This is a genomic window from Pseudovibrio denitrificans JCM 12308 (assembly GCF_001310815.1).
Taxonomy (GTDB): domain Bacteria; phylum Pseudomonadota; class Alphaproteobacteria; order Rhizobiales; family Stappiaceae; genus Pseudovibrio; species Pseudovibrio denitrificans.
Map to the genome: position 1 here is coordinate 151915 of NZ_BAZK01000003.1, position 16801 is coordinate 168715.

The following is a 16801-nucleotide window of genomic DNA, read 5'->3' on the forward strand; positions in this document are numbered from 1 at the left end:
GGACTATGGGCCCGGGCATTCAGGAAGATTTAATGACTGCGTCTAAAGATTACTACGTCAAAGACATCTCACTTGCAGAGTGGGGTCGTACTGAAATTGAAATTGCCGAAACCGAGATGCCAGGCTGATGGCTTGCCGCGAGGAGTTTGGTGCGAGCAAGCCCCTCAAAGGCGCACGCATCGCTGGCTCCCTGCACATGACCATTCAGACAGCGGTTCTGATTGAAACCCTCGTTGCACTGGGTGCAGAAGTCCGCTGGGCGTCTTGTAACATCTTCTCCACGCAGGATCAGGCCGCTGCTGCAATCGCTGCTGCTGGTATTCCTGTCTTTGCTGAAAAAGGCGAAACCCTCGACGAATACTGGTCCTATGCCGACAAGATCTTCGACTGGGGCAACGGTGAAACCGCAAACCTCATCCTCGATGATGGCGGCGACGCAACGCTGATGATTCTTCTCGGCGCAAAAGCTGAGAAAGACCCATCCGTTCTCGACAACCCATCCAACGAAGAAGAAACAGCTCTCTTCGCTGCGATCAAGCGCCGCCTCGAAAAAGACCCAGGCTTCTACTCCAAAGTTAAAGCCAACATCCGTGGTGTTTCTGAAGAAACGACGACAGGCGTTCTGCGTCTTTACGAAATGCAGAAGAAGGGCGACCTGCCATTCCCTGCAATCAACGTGAATGACTCCGTCACCAAGTCCAAGTTCGACAACCGCTATGGCTGTCGTGAATCACTGGTAGACGGCATCCGCCGCGGTACCGATGTGATGATGGCTGGTAAAGTGGCTGTTGTCGCTGGTTATGGCGACGTTGGTAAAGGCTCTGCTCAGTCCCTGTCTGGCGCGGGTGCCCGCGTGATTGTCACTGAGATCGACCCAATTTGTGCCCTGCAGGCTGCTATGGATGGTTTTGAAGTCAAAACCATGGAGCAGGCAATTGGCGAAGGCGACATCTTTGTAACCACCACCGGCAACAAAGACGTCATCACCGCTGACCACATGCGCGACATGAAGGACATGGCGATCGTCTGTAACATCGGCCACTTCGACAACGAGATTCAGGTTGCTGCACTGCGTAACTTCAAGTGGCGCAATGTGAAGCCTCAGGTCGACATGATCGAGTATCCGGATGGTAAACGCCTGATCCTTCTCTCTGAAGGTCGTCTGGTGAACCTCGGCAACGCAACGGGTCACCCATCCTTCGTAATGTCTGCCAGCTTCACCAACCAGGTTTTGGCTCAGATCGAGCTGCACACCAAAGGCGAAGACTACAAGAATGAAGTTTACGTTCTGCCGAAGCATCTGGATGAGAAGGTTGCACGTCTGCACCTTAAGAAACTCGGTGCAACCCTGTCTGAACTGACCGATGATCAGGCCAACTACCTTGGCATCGACAAAACTGGCCCATTCAAGGCAGAGCACTACAAGTACTGATTCAGGCAGTCCGCATTTGCTGTTAACGCTAAGGGACTTAGCGTTAACAACTCCATGAATTCTACTAGGCCCAGTGAGCTCACTTTCAATATATTGGGGGTGCGCTTGCTGGGCTTACTATAAATTGTAGTGGATGATTATTTCGCCCACAGAATTTGTTTACTTTTTGTAAAGATCCTCTTCTTCCGAAAATTCAATCAGGTTACATTGATTGTCGAATCAGTCGTTAAGTTAGGCAGTTGAGCGACTTGTTCGCGATTCGTGACACCAATGCGGCGTGTGTCATGAATCTGAGGCGGCGAAGAAAGGGGCACAACATGCCAGCATCCTGGCATAAACACGCGCGTGTTAGCGTGCAGTGGCGGAGAAGGTTTAGGCTCGTGCTGAACCTGCTAGGCGTTGCTGTGTTTGCTCTTCTGGGTGCCGCTGGTTTTTCTCAGGCTATGGATATTCTGCCAGCTCTTTCAGGCAGTTCGGTTGACGCCTTCAAGGTTGTCTGGGTCGCGGCAACGGCCGGTATCGCCTTGTACGCTGTCGCAGCCTCCGTCGTGCTCGTGCGCATACGCAGAAATGACTCACACTCCATTCTGCAACTTCGCCAGGACAGAGCCGACGCAATGGCGCGCATCGATCGCCTTGAAAGCTTGCTGGAGACCGAAGATAGCCTGCTTTTGGTCTGGGATGGTGAGGCCAAACATCCCGCGTTGCCGGACATCTGCCAGAAAATCTGGAACTCTCAGGCGGTCTTTCGCAACTGGTTGAGTTCGAAACCTGGCTTGATGTCAAATCTGCCGAGGCCCTGCGCGCTTTTCTCGAGCATTTGCGCGGCCACGGCGAAGTCTTCCGGTTAACCTTAACAACCATCGATGGGGTTTATCTGGAAGCATCCGGTCACACAGCTGGTGGATTGGCAGTCCTCCGTCTGCGTGACCTCACAGGAGATCGTCAACTCAGCGCGCGCCTTTCGGAGCAGAACAAAGAGCTGCGCGAACAGATCTCCTCGCTTCACAGCTTGTTGGACGCTCTGCCGGGGCCTGCATGGCAGCGCGATCACCATGGCCAGCTTGTCTGGGTCAACACCGCTTATGTGGATGCCGTCGAGGCCGAAAGCACCCGCACAGTGTTGATGATCAGATTGAGCTGTTGGAAGCAAAAGGTCGCAACAAACTCAACATGATGCGCCAGACAGATGGTGTCTATCACTCACCGATGCCAGTTGTGGCAGCGGGCGAGCGGCGTGTCTTTGAGTTGACCGACGTAAACTCTGAGCATGGCAATGCCGGCCTTGCTCAGGACATTTCCGAGCTTGAACGCGTACAGGGCCAGCTTCGCCGCACACTTGAGTCCCATACGCGTACGCTCGATCAGCTTCAAACACCTGTGGCCGTGTTTGGTGCTGATCATCGTCTCCAGTTCTACAACGCAGCCTATCGCTCCCTCTGGGATATCGATCAGAGCTTCCTGGAGACCAAGCCGGAAGAAGGCGAGCTGCTCGACGCCCTTCGCGCAGCTCGCAAACTGCCAGAGCAGGCTGACTATCGCGGTTGGAGAACCAAACATCTGGAATGTTACCAGGCCTTGGATGCACAGGCTTTCTGGTGGCACCTGCCGGATGGACGGACTCTCCGCGTGATCGCCAGCCCGCATCCGCAAGGTGGTGTGACGTACTTCTATGAGAACGTCACTGAGCAGCTTGATCTGGAAAGCCGCTTCAACGCGCTCACCCGCGTCCAGCGTGAAACGCTCGACCACCTGACCGAAGCTGTCGCCGTGTTCGGCTCCAACGGACGCATGCGCCTCTCCAACCCAGCCTTTGCTGAGATTTGGGGACTCTCTCAAGAGTTCTTGGAAGGCGCTCCACACGTCAATGACCTACTGGATAACTGCAGAGAGCTGATGGGCGATTCCGATCGCTGGCAAGAGCTTGCGCGCGGTGTGACAGGCCTGTCCGATAACCGCACCAGCGTCTCGGGCCGTATGGAACGCATCGACGGATCGGTCATCGACTACGTCACCGTCCCACTACCAGATGGCGGCACGCTGCTCACCTTCGTGAATGTTACCGACACCGTCAACGTAGAGCGCGCCCTGCACGCAACCAACGATGCGTTGCAGGAAGCCGACCAGCTCAAGAACGCGTTCATTCAGCACGTGTCCTACGAGCTGCGCTCGCCTCTGACCACCATCATCGGCTTTGCGCAGTTGCTGGGTGATGCCAAGTTCGGCGATCTGTCTCCAAAGCAGGAAGAATACACCGACTACATTCTGTCGTCGTCTTCCGCACTACTGCACATCATCAACGACATCCTTGATCTGGCGACCGTTGATGCAGGCATCATGGAGCTGGAGATCTCCGAAGTCGATGTGGCGCAGACCGTATCCGAGGCAGTTGAAGGCCTGAAAGATCGTCTGGTCGAATCCGATATCACTCTGCGCACGCACATGCCGGATGACATTGGCATCCTCAAAGCCGATGAACGCCGTCTCCGTCAGGTCCTCTTCAACCTGCTCTCCAACGCGATCCGGTATTCCGACAAAGGCGGTCTGGTCGACATCAGCTGTCAGCGTGAAGAGAACGAAATCCGCTTCCGCATCAAAGACCACGGCGCCGGCATCCCTCAGGAGATGCTGGAGCAGGTCTTCTCCCGCTTTGTGGGCCGCGGAGCAGGCGGAAACCGTCAGGGCGTGGGCCTTGGCCTTTCCATCGTGAAGAGCTTCGTCGAACTACACGGTGGTACGGTTGATATCACCTCTGAGGAAGGGCAGGGCACCACAGTGGATTGCACCTTCCCATTGGAGCCGCACATCCATTCGCTGGAAGCGGCGGAATAACTCATCCTTCAGTTTTCAGAAAGATAAAGGCCTCTGGGGCTTGAGTTCCCTTGCTGGTTTTGGCAAGTGCTTACTCTTGAAGAATTCCGGATGCGTCACGCCTTTGCAGAAGGGCGCAATGCATTCTATCAGATGACTACGTAATCTTGAGAGGTCGGCGCTAAAGCTCACTCAGGTGCATGCGTAAAGATAAAGGGTGAGAGCAGCCTGCGTGAATGTGATTGCTGCAGCTGCTCGTGAGGCGAACTGAATGAAGGTACTTCTCGAAGACCAGAGAGCGACTGAGCTTTTTGCTGCGGATCTGGCTGAACTGCTGAAAGAGGGAGACGTGCTCGCTCTTTCCGGAGATCTGGGCACAGGCAAATCCACGCTCAGCAGGGCACTCCTGCGCCATCTGGCAGCTGATCCTCATCTGGAAGTCCCAAGCCCAACCTTCACGCTGGTCCAAACCTATGATCTTACCAGAATGCCCGTCGCGCATTTTGACCTCTACCGCATTGAAGAGCCGGAAGAGCTGGAAGAACTAGGCCTCGATGAATATCTGGAAACCGGCGTCGCGCTGATCGAATGGCCTGAAATGGGAGATCCATCCTACTGGCCAGAAGCGCTGGATCTGAAGCTGATCGAAGGCACTGAGCCGGATACCCGCGAAATCACCCTCACAGCCAACTCAGAAAGCTGGCAGAACCGCCTTGATCGCCTCGCCGCCCGTCGTGCCCTGCTGAAAGACGCAGGCTGGATCGACGCAGAGCGCGAGCATGTACAGGGCGATGCTTCTATGCGCACCTATTTTCGCCTTCACAAAGAGGGTGAGACAGTCGTCTTTATGGATAGTCCGCCAACAGGGGCAGAGCCGCTTCTGCCCTCCGGCAAGACATACGGCGAAACCGTGCATCGCGCCAAGGATGTGACCGCATTCTTCGCCATTGGCAACGCCTTGGCCGAGCAAGGATTTCGCGTTCCAAAGCGTCTGGCAGCTGATCCGGAAAACGGCCTCGCATTGCTGGAAGACTTTGGCGACCAAATCATCACCGAAAACGGTGAGGCCGTAAAAGAACGCTATGAGCTGGCCATTGACGACATCGCTCGCCTGCACAGCTGTGATTGGAAGACCGAACTGCACGCTGACGGCAAAACCCATCAGCTCAAGTCCTGCGACTTTGAAGTGCTGATCACTGAAGCAGACCTCTATCTGCAATGGTATCTGCCTTACGCCAACGGCAAACCGGCAACGGAGCAGGAAAGCAAAGACTACGTGGAAGCATGGAAGGAGCTGTTGGAGCTAGTCCTCCAAAGTGAGCCAACATTGCTTCTGCGGGATTACCACAGCCCGAATATCATGTGGTTGCCAGAAGAAACCGGGCTCAATAAGCTAGGTTTAATTGACTACCAAGATGCAATGGTGGGCCCTGCCGCCTACGACGTTGCTTCTCTCGTATACGACGCCCGCGTTGATATGCCGGAGGACCTTCAGGAGCATTTGCTGCAACGATATTGCGACTTGGCAAGAAAGAATAAACCCATTTTTGATGAAATGGCGTTTCGGAATGCTGTTGCTGTGTTGGCCTTGCAGCGCAATGCCAAAATCCTCGGGGCTTTTGTACGTCTTGATAAGCAGCTCGGAAAACCTAAATACATGGAGATGCTTCCTCGCATCCGCAATTACGTGCGGCAGTGCTTTGCACAATTAGGGGAAGTAAGCCTCAAACCAATGTTCAACGTCATACTCTCGTCAAATGAGACGAGGCAAAGTGACAGCTGATACAAGAGAACAAAACGACAGAGACAACTCGATGCCTAAAGAAATCTCCTTCCATCCTAAAGCGGCTATGGTTTTGTCCGCAGGGCTGGGCAAACGCATGCGGCCCCTGACGGCGACCACACCAAAACCCCTCATCGAGGTGGACGGTAAGTCGATGTTTGCGCGCGCAGCATCCCGTTTGAAGGAAGCTGGCCTCGAAACATGCGTTGTCAACGTGCACTACCTGGCAGATCTGGTTGAAAGCCACGCCCGCAAGTTTGAAGGGCTGGACGTCAAGATCTCCGACGAGCGCGATGAGCTACTGGACACGGGCGGCGGCATCAAAAAAGCCCTGCCAATGCTCGGAACCGATCCGTTCATCCTCAAAAACTCCGACAGCTTCTGGCTGGAAGGCGTTAAGCCAAATCTCGACCTGCTGGTAGAGACCTGGGATGACGAGAACATGGATATGCTGATGCTGCTTGCCCCAACAGTGAATGCTGTTGCTATGACGGCAAAGGCGACTTCCTGATGGACAACGAAGGCAGACTGGAACGCCGCGATGAGCGCTCCGTAGCGCCTTTCATCTACTCAGGCACTGCCATGATCCATCCGCGCCTCTTCCAAAACACGCCGGAAGGTCCATTCTCCCTTAATGTGCTGTTCGATAAAGCAATTGAGAGTGGTCGCCTCTTTGGTGTTGAAGGCGATGGCCTCTGGTTGCACGTTGGAACGCCTCAAGGCCTCGACGACGCTGAACGAGCAATCGCAAACAGCGCCAACTAACCTCTTTAAAGGATAGGCCCGCAAACCCACGCGGGCCGCCTCAGCTCACTTTCCAAAACTGAAGTGCTAAAACCACCGCATGGCCTGCCATGCAGTGAGGATGCGACGCGTCCACGATACGGGCACGCGAAACGCTGCGGCTCAGTCATCCAAACCACAGCGCATGCATTAAAAACGATAGGACACCGCGAAACGGGCAGTATCCTTCGTTATCAGGCAAAGACTGTCAGATCCTGCGCCAACATCATCGCGTTTCCGTCTGGATCGTAGAAGGTCGCAATGCTGACCATGCCTTCGATGGTCTCAGTAGGGCCATCGAACTTCACGCCAGCACCTTCCATGGCTCCGCGTGCACTTTCAATGTCGGCAACGCCAAACACTGGCACAGTGTTGCCCGGCTTCGGCTCGGTCTGCTCGCCCAGACCCAGTGTAACGCCTAGGGTTTTGGTATGCATTTCGCTCCAGCCAGCTTCATCAATGTGATGCTTCAGCTCAAAACCAAGCATGGAGCTGTACCATTCCGCGCTCGCGTGGCGGTCACGCACAGAGATTGACAATGTGATCGTATTTTCCAAAGAAACAAGCGACATGAAACTTCCCTTTCAGTAAAAAATAAAGTAACTATACTTTATGGACATTGCGACGCTTGTCAAGCTCACATCTCGGGCTTGGTCTCTAAATATTCTGGCTCACTTGCACGCTGGTGTTCCCGGCAGGCAGGCTCCGCTGCTGGCTGCGTCAGGGGCGAGCCGTACATCGTTCGCTGCAAGTCTTGAGCATCTTGTAGGACTCGGCCTGTTGGAGCGAAATCCCGGTCATGGTCACCCGTTGCGCCCGGAATTTCGCCTGACGCCAAAAGGTGTTCGCGCCGCTGAAATCGCCAGCAGGATCGTGAACGCCGTCCCCAATGACAATGAGTTCTCCCTGCTGCGCAAAAGCTGGACAGTGCCAATTCTGGCCCTAACAGCCACACCGCAACGCTTCTCATCAATCCGGACAGATCTGGCAACGATCACGGACCGCGCACTGTCAGCTTCACTGGTCAGGCTGGAAGAGAGGGAATGGATCAGGCGGGACATCAACACAACCCAACGCGTCCCATTCCCCACCTACTGCGCCGCCAACACCGGCATCCAAATCAACCGCGCAATTGATTTGCAGGTGTGAGTGAGGCCACCAGAGCAATCAGACAAACAACGCTTTGTAAGACTAGCCACGCTTCCGATCTGGAGGAAGATAGTCGTCTATATCCGTCCAGAGCATGTTTGCTAAGGGATAGCTCTTGGTTCGCTCGACGATGTATTTGTCTCTGCTGGTTATGTGTATGTAGCTGGCAGATAATAAATACGAAAATATGCTGAAGAATAGAGTGGCGAAGCCTGCGAGCCCTAAGGCCGTCAGAATTCCGAATACCGTTTTACTCTCATTGATAGAGAAGGCCAGAAGCCAGACCATAGTGAATGCAAATGAGACTTTCAGAAGGATCAGATTTGTCTTCTTTGTCATGTTACCAGTTTAGCGTTGTTAACTGACTGGGGGTATCCCTTCAAAAATGGAGAAATAGTCTGAAAGTGTGCTGTAAATGAGTGTCCCGCCTCGCAGAAACCAAATGGTTTGTCGGCATATGACATGAACCTCACCGGAGACATAAATGACCTTGATCCTGAGTTCCGATGATGCACCTCATTTTCTGAAACAGCTGTGTGACTGGTTTGTTCAGGAATGGAGGGAGATGGACCGGTTGACCTCGGGCACAACGATCTGAAAGGGCCATCCCCTTTGCTGGCAATAAGCGAGGATAAGGCCGCTTTAGCTTGGATGCCACTCGCATCCCCAAAAATGCAAGGGCATGAAAAGCAACAACTCGGTTGCTTGTCTCCGATCTCCCGTTGCAACATGATGAGATTACAGCCTCTCAGACAGGGGCAATCAAGCGATTTAGTTGAATGTGTTTTTGACGAGAACAAGCATGCAGCCAGTTTTCAGGCGAATATTGAAGGATCAGATCGATTTTCTTCTGTTCCGTCCCATCAAGCCACCATTAGGCAAGTACTATTCAGCCTATCTGGCGTGGGGGCTGCTCGTAACCTGGCTGGTTGGGATCGGAAGATATTGGGATCATCCTTCCGCGCAGCTGTGGCAGTACGCAGGCTTTGGTTCTGTTCTATATATCTTTGTTTTAGCTGGTCTGGTGTGGGCGATCACTCAACCTTTGAAGCCAAAGAACTTTAGTTACAAAAACATCCTTCTCTTCATTAGTTTAACCTCCCTTCCTGCCGCTTTTTACGCCATTCCTGTTGAGCGCTTTATGTCGCTTCAAAATGCACAAATCGCCAACATGTTGTTTCTCGCCATTGTTGCGGGTTGGCGAGTCGCGCTGTTTGCAGTCTTCTTGCAAAGGAGCGCAAAACTTAGTGGGCGAACTGTTTTTGTGGCTACAGTTTTGCCTCTTACATTGATCGTGACAGCGCTTGTCGCACTCAATCTGGAACACGCTGTATTCGAGATTATGGGCGGCCTGCGAGATGAAACATCAAATGATACTGCCTATATGATCATGGTTGTCATAAGCACCCTGTCTTTGCTGGCAACACCTATATTTGTGATTTTGTACGCCCTATTGGTTTATCGGGCGCATAAGAAATCAGCCACAATATGAAACTCGCGGGGATTTAAAAGCACACCGTGCTTTTGTTATCTGTCAGGCATCATGATCCTCATCGGAGACATAAATGACATTAATTCTGAGTTCCGATGATGCACCCCATTTTCTGTCTCAGCTGTGCGATTGGTTTGCTCAGGAATGGGGGGAGATGGACCCGGTTGACCTCAGGCTGAACGGTCTTGAAGCTCCAGCCCCCTTGCTGGCAATAAGCGAAGAGGGGAAGCTCATCGGTGGACTGGCGTTTACAATAGCCCCAGAACCTCAGAACACGACGAACTCTATCTGGATCAACGCGTTGCTGGTTGCTCCAGAGCACCGGGGGCAAGGCATTGCTTCAAAACTGATAAGAGCAGCCGAAAGGGCAGCTGCTTTGCAGAGCATAACCAAGCTGTTTGTTTATACAGAATACGCAACCCTTTACACCGGCTGTTCCTGGGAACTTCTCGAAACAAAAGAAGGCAACTCAGTTCTGAGCAAAGCATTGGAGCCACTGGTTCAGGAAGACCAGCTTTGAGATGATGCAAGCGGATGCACCGTCAAAAACAAAAGCAGTCAGGTTCATCACCAATCTCGCGGGGATATAAAAACTCACCACGCTTTTTGCTGTGTGCTCCGCGAAAAACTCTATTAAAAAGGAGCATTCGGTTCTTTTCAGGAGGCTCCGGTGGCGGCCACCCCAAATATTTTCAGCGTTTCTCCATCCACGCCATTTCTGCAAGCAACTGTGGAAGCGTTGCTTTCAGGCCAGCTGATTCCGGGTTTTCAGGCGGATGATGATCCGATGGCGCTGGCCGATGTCACCATCTATGTGCCCACACGCCGTGCTGCCAGAACCCTGCCGGATGTCCTGCGCAAAGCTTTGGGTGCTAAAGCTGCGCTGCTGCCCAAAATCCTGCCGCTGGGCGACGTGGATGAGGAAGAGCACATCCTGAAAGGCCACGGAGATGGTGAGGCACTGCCGCCTGCCATGTCCACCATGGAACGCAAACTGGCCATGACCCGTCTTGTCTGGGCATGGAAGGGCCAGCTCCGCCGTCAGATCCTGCAGCTTAAAGAAGATGACCCAGCCCGCGTTCCAGCGTCCTCCGCGGATGCCGCATGGCTCGCAGGCAATCTGCTGACGCTGATGGATGAGGTGCAGACAGAAGAAGCCAGCTGGGCAGAACTGGACAGTCTTGTTCCTGAAGATCATGCCGAGTACTGGAAGATCACACTTGAGTTCCTCAAGATCGTCACCGATCTATGGCCTGAGCACCTGAAGACCATCGGCATGATGGACCCGAAGGAGCGCCGCTCAGCCCTCATTCGGGCAGAAGCTGCTCGCCTGCGCACTACCCGGCCACGTGGTCCGGTGATTGTGGCAGGGGCAACCGGTTCATTCCCGGCCACTGCTGAGCTGATGAAAGCCGTACTCAGCCTTGAAAACGGTGCACTGGTGCTGCCAGCGCTCGATAGTGGCATGGACGCAGAAAGCTGGGAGGCACTTGGCAGCCCGTCAGAACCACAGCGCGTGCCGGGACACCCGCAATACAGCCTCCGCCAGTTGCTCCTGGCGCTGGGCGTAAAGCGCGAAGACGTCACCCAGCTCGGTGCACCGGAAAGCGAAGCTTTGCGCCTGCGCTGCGAGATCGTCAACGAAGCGCTTCGCCCGGCTGAAACAACGGAAGAGTGGCAGAGCTTCTTCACTTCAGAACTGGCAGAGCACCGAGAAACCGCCTTCGCAGGAACGCAGCTGATCACAGCGCGCAATGAAGCGGAAGAAGCCCTCTCCATCGCTCTACTGCTGCGTGAAGCGGTGGAAGCAGGCAAAACCACTGCGTTGATCTCACCAGACAGAACACTGGCGCGCCGTGTCGCTTCAGAACTAACCCGTTGGGGTATCATCGTTGATGACACGGCAGGTCGCCCGCTGGAACAAACACCGCCTATGGTGCTTGCCATTCTTACGGCAAAGCTTGCTTTGCAGGGTCTCGATCCAGTCAACCTGCTGGCCTTGCTCAAACACCCACTCGCCTTCCTCGGCATGAAGGCTAAAGAAGTCCGCTCTGCCGCCCGTGCTCTGGAACGCGGCGTACTGCGTGGCCCGCACCCAAGACCGGGCCTGAGCGGCCTGCGTGAAGCCGTGGAAGCAGCCCACGATCAGGCCATGGAGAAAGCTGATAGACCCGTGGCCCGCTGGCGCAAGCTGGTGGAGGAGGACTGGGACGCCATCAACACCCTGCTGGACCGTCTGGAGCAAGCCCTTGGCCCACTGGAAGCTCTGCTGCAAAATCCCAATGAAATCCCGGTTGAAGAGCTGATCAAGACCCATGTGGATGCAGTCCTGCTCCTCGGGGCTGATGAAAACGGCTCTACGGCAGAGCTGTTTGAAAAGGAAAATGGTAAGGCACTGGCCGAAACTCTGACGGCCCTGCTAGAAGCTGATGCCGCTGGCCTCTGCGTGCCTGCCAATGAATGGCCCGGTGTGTTTGGCGCGCTGATTACCGGTGGAGCTGTCCGCTCCCGCACACCAGCTGATCCACGCATCCACCTGCTTGGCCCTATGGAAGCCCGCCTGCAGCGTTACGACCTCGTCGTCCTTGGCGGCCTGAACGAAGGCACATGGCCGCAGCGCACCCGCAACGATCCATGGCTCAACCGTCCTATGAAAGGCCAGATCGGCCTCGATCCGCCAGAACGCAAAATCGGCACCTCCGCCCACGATTTCCTCTGGAACCTCGGTGCGCCGGAAGTGGTGCTTTCTCGTTCTGAGCGTGTCGATGGCTCCCCAACTGTGGCTTCCCGCTGGCTCCAGCGCATCGTGACGCTGGCTGGTCAGAGCGTTGAGCAGCAGATGCGCGCCAAAGGCAAACGCTACACGGAAATGGCCCACGTGCTGGACCGTTCCGAAACACCAGTGCGCCCAGCCAAGCGCCCGGAACCAAAGCCACCAGTGGAAGCTCGTCCGGTACAACTCTCTGTAACAGCCATCGAAAACCTGATCCGCGATCCATACCTCATCTACGCCAGGCACGTGCTCAAGCTGGATGAAGTGGACCCGATTGGCGGAGAACCGGGAGCTGCCGACAAAGGCAACATCATCCATGATGCGCTGGCCAACTTCCTTGAGGATTGGGATGGCCCGTTTGATGAAAAAGCCGTCCGCGCCCTGCTGACCGAGGGAGGCCGCCTGTTTCGCCCGCTGGATGCGTTCCCGGCCATCCGCGCCCTGTGGTGGCCGCGCTTTGAGCGCATTGCAGAAGAGTTCGTCGCCTATGAAGGCGAAGTCGCGCCAAAAATCTATGACCGCTTTCTGGAAGAGTACGGCAAAGTAGAAATGCCACGCCCGGAACGCAACTTCACCCTCACAGGCCGTGCCGACCGCATCGACCAGATGAAAGACAACACCCTACGCGTGGTAGACTACAAAACCGGCCAGCCACCCTCTGCCAAACAAGTGGAAGCGCTGCTCTCACCGCAGTTGCCGCTGGAAGTCGCCATGATCCGCCGCAAAGGCTTTGAGGATCTACCCCACGACATGCCAATCTCTGACATGCTCTATATTCAACTGAAAGGCGGCAGTGATGCCGTGAAGCTGGAAAGCCGCGTGCCAAAGGAAAGCACCGCCGAAGAACTCTCAGAAGAAGCATGGAAACGTCTGGAACAGCTGGTCGCCGCCTATGAAAACCCGCGCAAAGGCTACCTCTCCAGAGCGCGTGTGCTGAAGGAGAGGGAATGGGCCGCCTCCTATGATCATCTCGCCCGCGTGCAGGAATGGTCCCTCGGAGAAGACGGGGAGGACGCATAATGGATATCCCAGCAAAAACCCTCGATAGCCAGCAACGCGCCGCGCATCCTGAAAACTCAGCGTGGGTGAGCGCCAACGCAGGCTCCGGTAAAACCTTCGTGCTCGCCCGACGCGTGGTCCGCTTGCTCCTGTCCGGCACTGACCCGTCTCGCATCCTCTGCCTCACTTTCACCAAGGCAGCAGCGGCGGAGATGGCAACCCGCGTATTCGATTCCCTCGCCAAGTGGACACAGCTGAGCGATGCAGAGCTGGCCGCCGAGATTGAGGACATCGAAGGTCGTCCAACCTCGCCCAAGCAACTGGCAAATGCCCGCCGCCTCTTCGCAAAAGCGCTGGAAACGCCGGGCGGTCTGAAGATCCAGACCATCCACGCGTTCTGTGAAGCGCTGCTCCACCAGTTCCCGCTGGAAGCCAACGTCGCCGGCCACTTCTCCGTGCTGGATGACCGCTTGGCCGAAGAGCTGCTCAACGAAGCCCGCGCTAGCATCCTGCACCGTGCAGAGATTGAGCCTGAGTCAGATATCGGGTCAGCCCTGTCCCAGCTTATCGAGCTATTACCGGATTCTGGCGTCGAAAAAGCTCTCTCAGAGCTGATCAGCCGCCGTGATGCGTTCTACCGCTGGGTTGCTCCTTACGGCGATCTGGAGAGCGCCATTTCCGCGCTATACGCTGATTTCTCCGTCATGCCGGAAGATGATATATCTGGCTTTGCATCTGCGTTGCGACGGAATTGTTCTCTCAGTGATGACGAAGTAAAAGCGTTTGCAGAAGCCTTACGCGTTGGCTCCAAGACAGATCAGGACCGCGCCAATGCTCTGGATCAGGCAATCACACTCAAAAGCGACGAAGCCTGGCGCATTGCATGGCTGAAGATCTTCCTCACAGGTACCCTAGGCCCTCGCAAATCCCTCGCCACCAAGAAGGTGCAAACCGCCTTCCCGGAAGTTGTCGAGCGCTTGTTCGCCGAGCAAATGCGCGTGCTGGAAGCTTTGCAACACCAGAATGCCGTCATAACGGTTTCCGGTACAAAAGCGATCCTCACCCTCTCAGATGCGGTTTTGCGCTACTACGAGACGGAAAAACTCCGTCGCGGCTACCTCGACTTTGAAGATCTGGTGGTAAAATCTGCGCAGCTCCTGTCTCGAGCTGAAGCCGCCCAATGGGTGCAGTACAAACTGGATCAGGGCCTCGACCACATTCTCGTGGATGAAGCACAGGACACCAGCCCCCGCCAGTGGGAGGTGATCCGCGCACTGGCCGAAGAATTCTTCGCTGGTGATGGTGCACGAGAGAAAGTCCGCACCATCTTCGCGGTGGGAGATGAGAAGCAGTCCATCTACTCCTTCCAGGGTGCCGTCCCGGCTTACTTCGCCGAAATGCGCAAGTTCTTCGCCCGCAGAGCTGAGGAAGCGCAGAAGAACTTCGAGGGTATCGAGCTCAACCTCTCCTTCCGCTCCACGCCAGATGTGCTGGGCGCAGTTGATAAGGTGTTCGACACGCCGGAAACCTACAAAGGCCTGTCGCAGGACAACGTCGCGCCAGTTCACGAAGCCATCCGCCACAATGATCCGGGTCGGGTAGAAATCTGGCCTCTGGAAGAAGCCGTTGAAACGCTCGAACCGGATGACTGGACGCAGCCGATTGACGCCATCGGCACCGGCAACCCAATGCTGCGCCTCGCCACCCGCATTGCTGAGCAGATCAGGGACTGGGATGAGCGCAACATCGCTGGACCGGGAGATGTTCTCGTCCTCGTCCGCAAGCGTGGTCCGTTTGTGGAAGCACTCAACCGCGAACTCAAACGCTTGGATGTGCCTGCCGCAGGCTCTGACCGCCTTGTCCTCACAGACCACATCGCCGTCAAAGACCTCGTCGCGCTGGGCCGCTTTATCCTGCTGCCGGAAGATGACCTGTCTCTCGCCTGCGTTCTCAAAAGCCCACTTTTCGGCCTGCTGGATGACGACCTCTTCGAGATCGCCCACGAAACACCGGGCGTTCTAAGACCGGGCACTCTCTGGCATGAGCTACTGAGAAAATCAGAAAACAGCGAGAAGTGGCAAATCGTCCGCAAGCAGCTGGAAACCTGGCGTGACCGCGCCGACTTCGTGCCGCCGTTCGAGTTCTACGCCAAAATCATGGGCACAGACGGCTACCGCCAGAAGTTCCGTGAACGTCTCGGCACTGAGGTCGATGATGTGCTTGATGAGTTCCTTTCATTAACGCTCACCTATGAGAAGAGCGGCACACCCGGCATGGAAGGCTTCCTCGCTTGGCTGGCGGAAGCGCCAACCGAGATCAAGCGAGAGCTGAACGCCGCCAAAGGCATGGTCCGCATCATGACGGTCCACGGCTCCAAAGGTCTGGAAGCGCCCTATGTTATCCTCGCTGATGGCTGTAATGCGCCCGTCTCCAGCCTGCATGCGCCGGTGATGGTTGAAAAGCAGCGGGCAGGGGATACGGAAGCTGCCCCCGCTCTCGTCTGGCTGCCCAATAAAGCACAGCGCACCGCTTGGCATGAGGAAGCGCTGGAGCTACTGGCGGATGAGCAGAAAGAAGAATACCGCCGCCTACTCTATGTGGCACTTACCCGCGCAAAAGACCGCCTCGTTGTCTGTGGTTGGTCACCAAAGCGCGGTCCTCATGATGAATGCTGGTACACACTCACCCGCAACGGATTGATTGAGGAAGCGCGCGAACAAACAGCTGCCAGTGGTGAAGTATCCGCATGGATCTGGACCAAGGGCGGCATCGAAAAGCCAGAACCGGTGCTGCCGCAGTCCGAAAAGGCAGAAAGCCAACAACAGGCAGCAATGCCCGAGTGGATTTCCAAAAACGTCAGCGCCCCCGAACGTATCCGCCGCCTGAAGCCATCTGCTGCGTTTGAGGAGATGGAAGCAAAGGAAAGCATCGAGCAACAAGACCCGAAAGACGCTCTGGAAGCCGCCCGCCAACCGGAAGACTGGCCTCTGGTCCGCGGTCGTATCGTCCACCGCTTGCTAGAGTTCCTGCCGGATCTACCGGAAGATCAACGCATAGTCTCTGCGGAACGGTTCCTCGCCAGTTCTCTGCCGGAGCGCTTTGAGGATAAACGGGAACGCCTGCTGGATGATGTGCTGGGCACGCTGGGCACACCGGAGTTTGCTGAGCTGTTCAGTGCCAATGGTCGAGCCGAAGTTCCTATTCAGGGCATGCTCACGGGAGAGGATGGCAAACCAGTCGAAATCTTCGGCCTGATTGACCGACTGCTGGTCAATGACGAAGAAGTGATCATTCTCGACTTCAAGACAAATGCCTATGTGCCAAGAAGCGTGCAGGACGTCTCCGAAACGTATGTTGCGCAGCTGGCTGTTTACAGAAAACTGCTTTCTGAGCTTTATCCGGATAAGAGAATAAGAGCACTGCTCCTCTATACGTCAGGTCCCCGGCTGATAGAAATACCAGTGGAACTGATGAAATCTTTTAAATTCTAGCCGAATGTTGAGAATTCGTTCGCTTGACGCTCGGCACTTGCGTTCTTACTTTCAGGACAACAGAGTTTGCTCAGTTGGGGGCGACTCA

At 55.3% G+C, this 16801-nt stretch carries 10 protein-coding genes and 2 pseudogenes; 11 read left to right on the forward strand and 1 reads right to left on the reverse strand.

What is annotated here, in order from left to right; genetic code table 11:
- The first annotated feature begins 32 nt into the window (after window positions 1-32).
- The 6 genes and pseudogenes from ahcY to JCM12308_RS04255 all read left to right on the forward strand — a co-directional run bounded on the left by ahcY (window position 33) and on the right by JCM12308_RS04255 (window position 6791).
- A pseudogene (gene ahcY, locus JCM12308_RS04240) lies at window positions 33-1432 on the forward strand (adenosylhomocysteinase).
- Window positions 1433-1749: 317 nt separating this feature from the next.
- Window positions 1750-2283 (forward strand): hypothetical protein, encoded by a 534-nt coding sequence (locus JCM12308_RS28975; protein ID WP_208978242.1) that lies wholly within the window; start codon window positions 1750-1752, stop codon window positions 2281-2283.
- Window positions 2253-2609, forward strand: coding sequence for a hypothetical protein (locus JCM12308_RS28980; RefSeq protein WP_208978243.1), 357 nt, complete (start codon window positions 2253-2255; stop codon window positions 2607-2609). Before JCM12308_RS28975 ends, JCM12308_RS28980 begins: the two co-directional genes overlap by 31 nt.
- On the forward strand, window positions 2609-4264 hold the full coding sequence (locus JCM12308_RS04245; protein ID WP_208978244.1) for a sensor histidine kinase: 1656 nt from the start codon (window positions 2609-2611) through the stop codon (window positions 4262-4264). Before JCM12308_RS28980 ends, JCM12308_RS04245 begins: the two co-directional genes overlap by 1 nt.
- A 250-nt stretch (window positions 4265-4514) precedes the next feature.
- Window positions 4515-6026 (forward strand): tRNA (adenosine(37)-N6)-threonylcarbamoyltransferase complex ATPase subunit type 1 TsaE, encoded by a 1512-nt coding sequence (gene tsaE / locus JCM12308_RS04250; protein WP_054782955.1) that lies wholly within the window; start codon window positions 4515-4517, stop codon window positions 6024-6026.
- A 31-nt stretch (window positions 6027-6057) separates the two neighbouring features.
- Window positions 6058-6791: pseudogene (locus JCM12308_RS04255) on the forward strand (nucleotidyltransferase family protein).
- A gap of 212 nt (window positions 6792-7003) precedes the next feature.
- Here the strand turns inward: JCM12308_RS04255 and JCM12308_RS04260 are convergent.
- The gene (locus JCM12308_RS04260) at window positions 7004-7381 is read right to left on the reverse strand and encodes a VOC family protein (protein WP_174519175.1); all 378 of its coding nucleotides are present in this window, start codon (window positions 7379-7381) and stop codon (window positions 7004-7006) included.
- Window positions 7382-7421: 40 nt separating this feature from the next.
- Here JCM12308_RS04260 and JCM12308_RS04265 point away from each other — a divergent pair, with 40 nt between their 5' ends.
- From JCM12308_RS04265 to addA, 5 genes are all read left to right on the forward strand, one after another.
- Window positions 7422-7958, forward strand: a complete 537-nt coding sequence (locus tag JCM12308_RS04265) for a winged helix-turn-helix transcriptional regulator (RefSeq protein WP_054782956.1) — start codon at window positions 7422-7424, stop codon at window positions 7956-7958.
- 826 nt (window positions 7959-8784) lie between these two features.
- Window positions 8785-9450 (forward strand): hypothetical protein, encoded by a 666-nt coding sequence (locus JCM12308_RS04275; RefSeq protein WP_164845259.1) that lies wholly within the window; start codon window positions 8785-8787, stop codon window positions 9448-9450.
- Window positions 9451-9523: 73 nt separating this feature from the next.
- On the forward strand, window positions 9524-9970 hold the full coding sequence (locus JCM12308_RS04280; RefSeq protein WP_054782959.1) for a GNAT family N-acetyltransferase: 447 nt from the start codon (window positions 9524-9526) through the stop codon (window positions 9968-9970).
- Window positions 9971-10120: 150 nt separating this feature from the next.
- Window positions 10121-13243, forward strand: a complete 3123-nt coding sequence (gene addB, locus JCM12308_RS04285) for a double-strand break repair protein AddB (RefSeq protein WP_054782960.1) — start codon at window positions 10121-10123, stop codon at window positions 13241-13243.
- Window positions 13243-16713, forward strand: coding sequence for a double-strand break repair helicase AddA (gene addA, locus JCM12308_RS04290; protein ID WP_054782961.1), 3471 nt, complete (start codon window positions 13243-13245; stop codon window positions 16711-16713). Before addB ends, addA begins: the two co-directional genes overlap by 1 nt.
- Window positions 16714-16801: the final 88 nt, after the last annotated feature.

Coding starts and splice junctions, on each gene's coding strand:
- addA (WP_054782961.1), top strand. CDS start 13,243: ATGGATATCCCAGCAAAAACCCTCGATAGCCAGCAACGCGCCGCGCAT.
- JCM12308_RS28975 (WP_208978242.1), top strand. CDS start 1,750: ATGCCAGCATCCTGGCATAAACACGCGCGTGTTAGCGTGCAGTGGCGG.
- JCM12308_RS04265 (WP_054782956.1), top strand. CDS start 7,422: ATGGACATTGCGACGCTTGTCAAGCTCACATCTCGGGCTTGGTCTCTA.
- JCM12308_RS04280 (WP_054782959.1), top strand. CDS start 9,524: ATGACATTAATTCTGAGTTCCGATGATGCACCCCATTTTCTGTCTCAG.
- JCM12308_RS04245 (WP_208978244.1), top strand. CDS start 2,609: ATGCGCCAGACAGATGGTGTCTATCACTCACCGATGCCAGTTGTGGCA.
- tsaE (WP_054782955.1), top strand. CDS start 4,515: ATGAAGGTACTTCTCGAAGACCAGAGAGCGACTGAGCTTTTTGCTGCG.
- JCM12308_RS04260 (WP_174519175.1), bottom strand. CDS start 7,381: ATGTCGCTTGTTTCTTTGGAAAATACGATCACATTGTCAATCTCTGTG.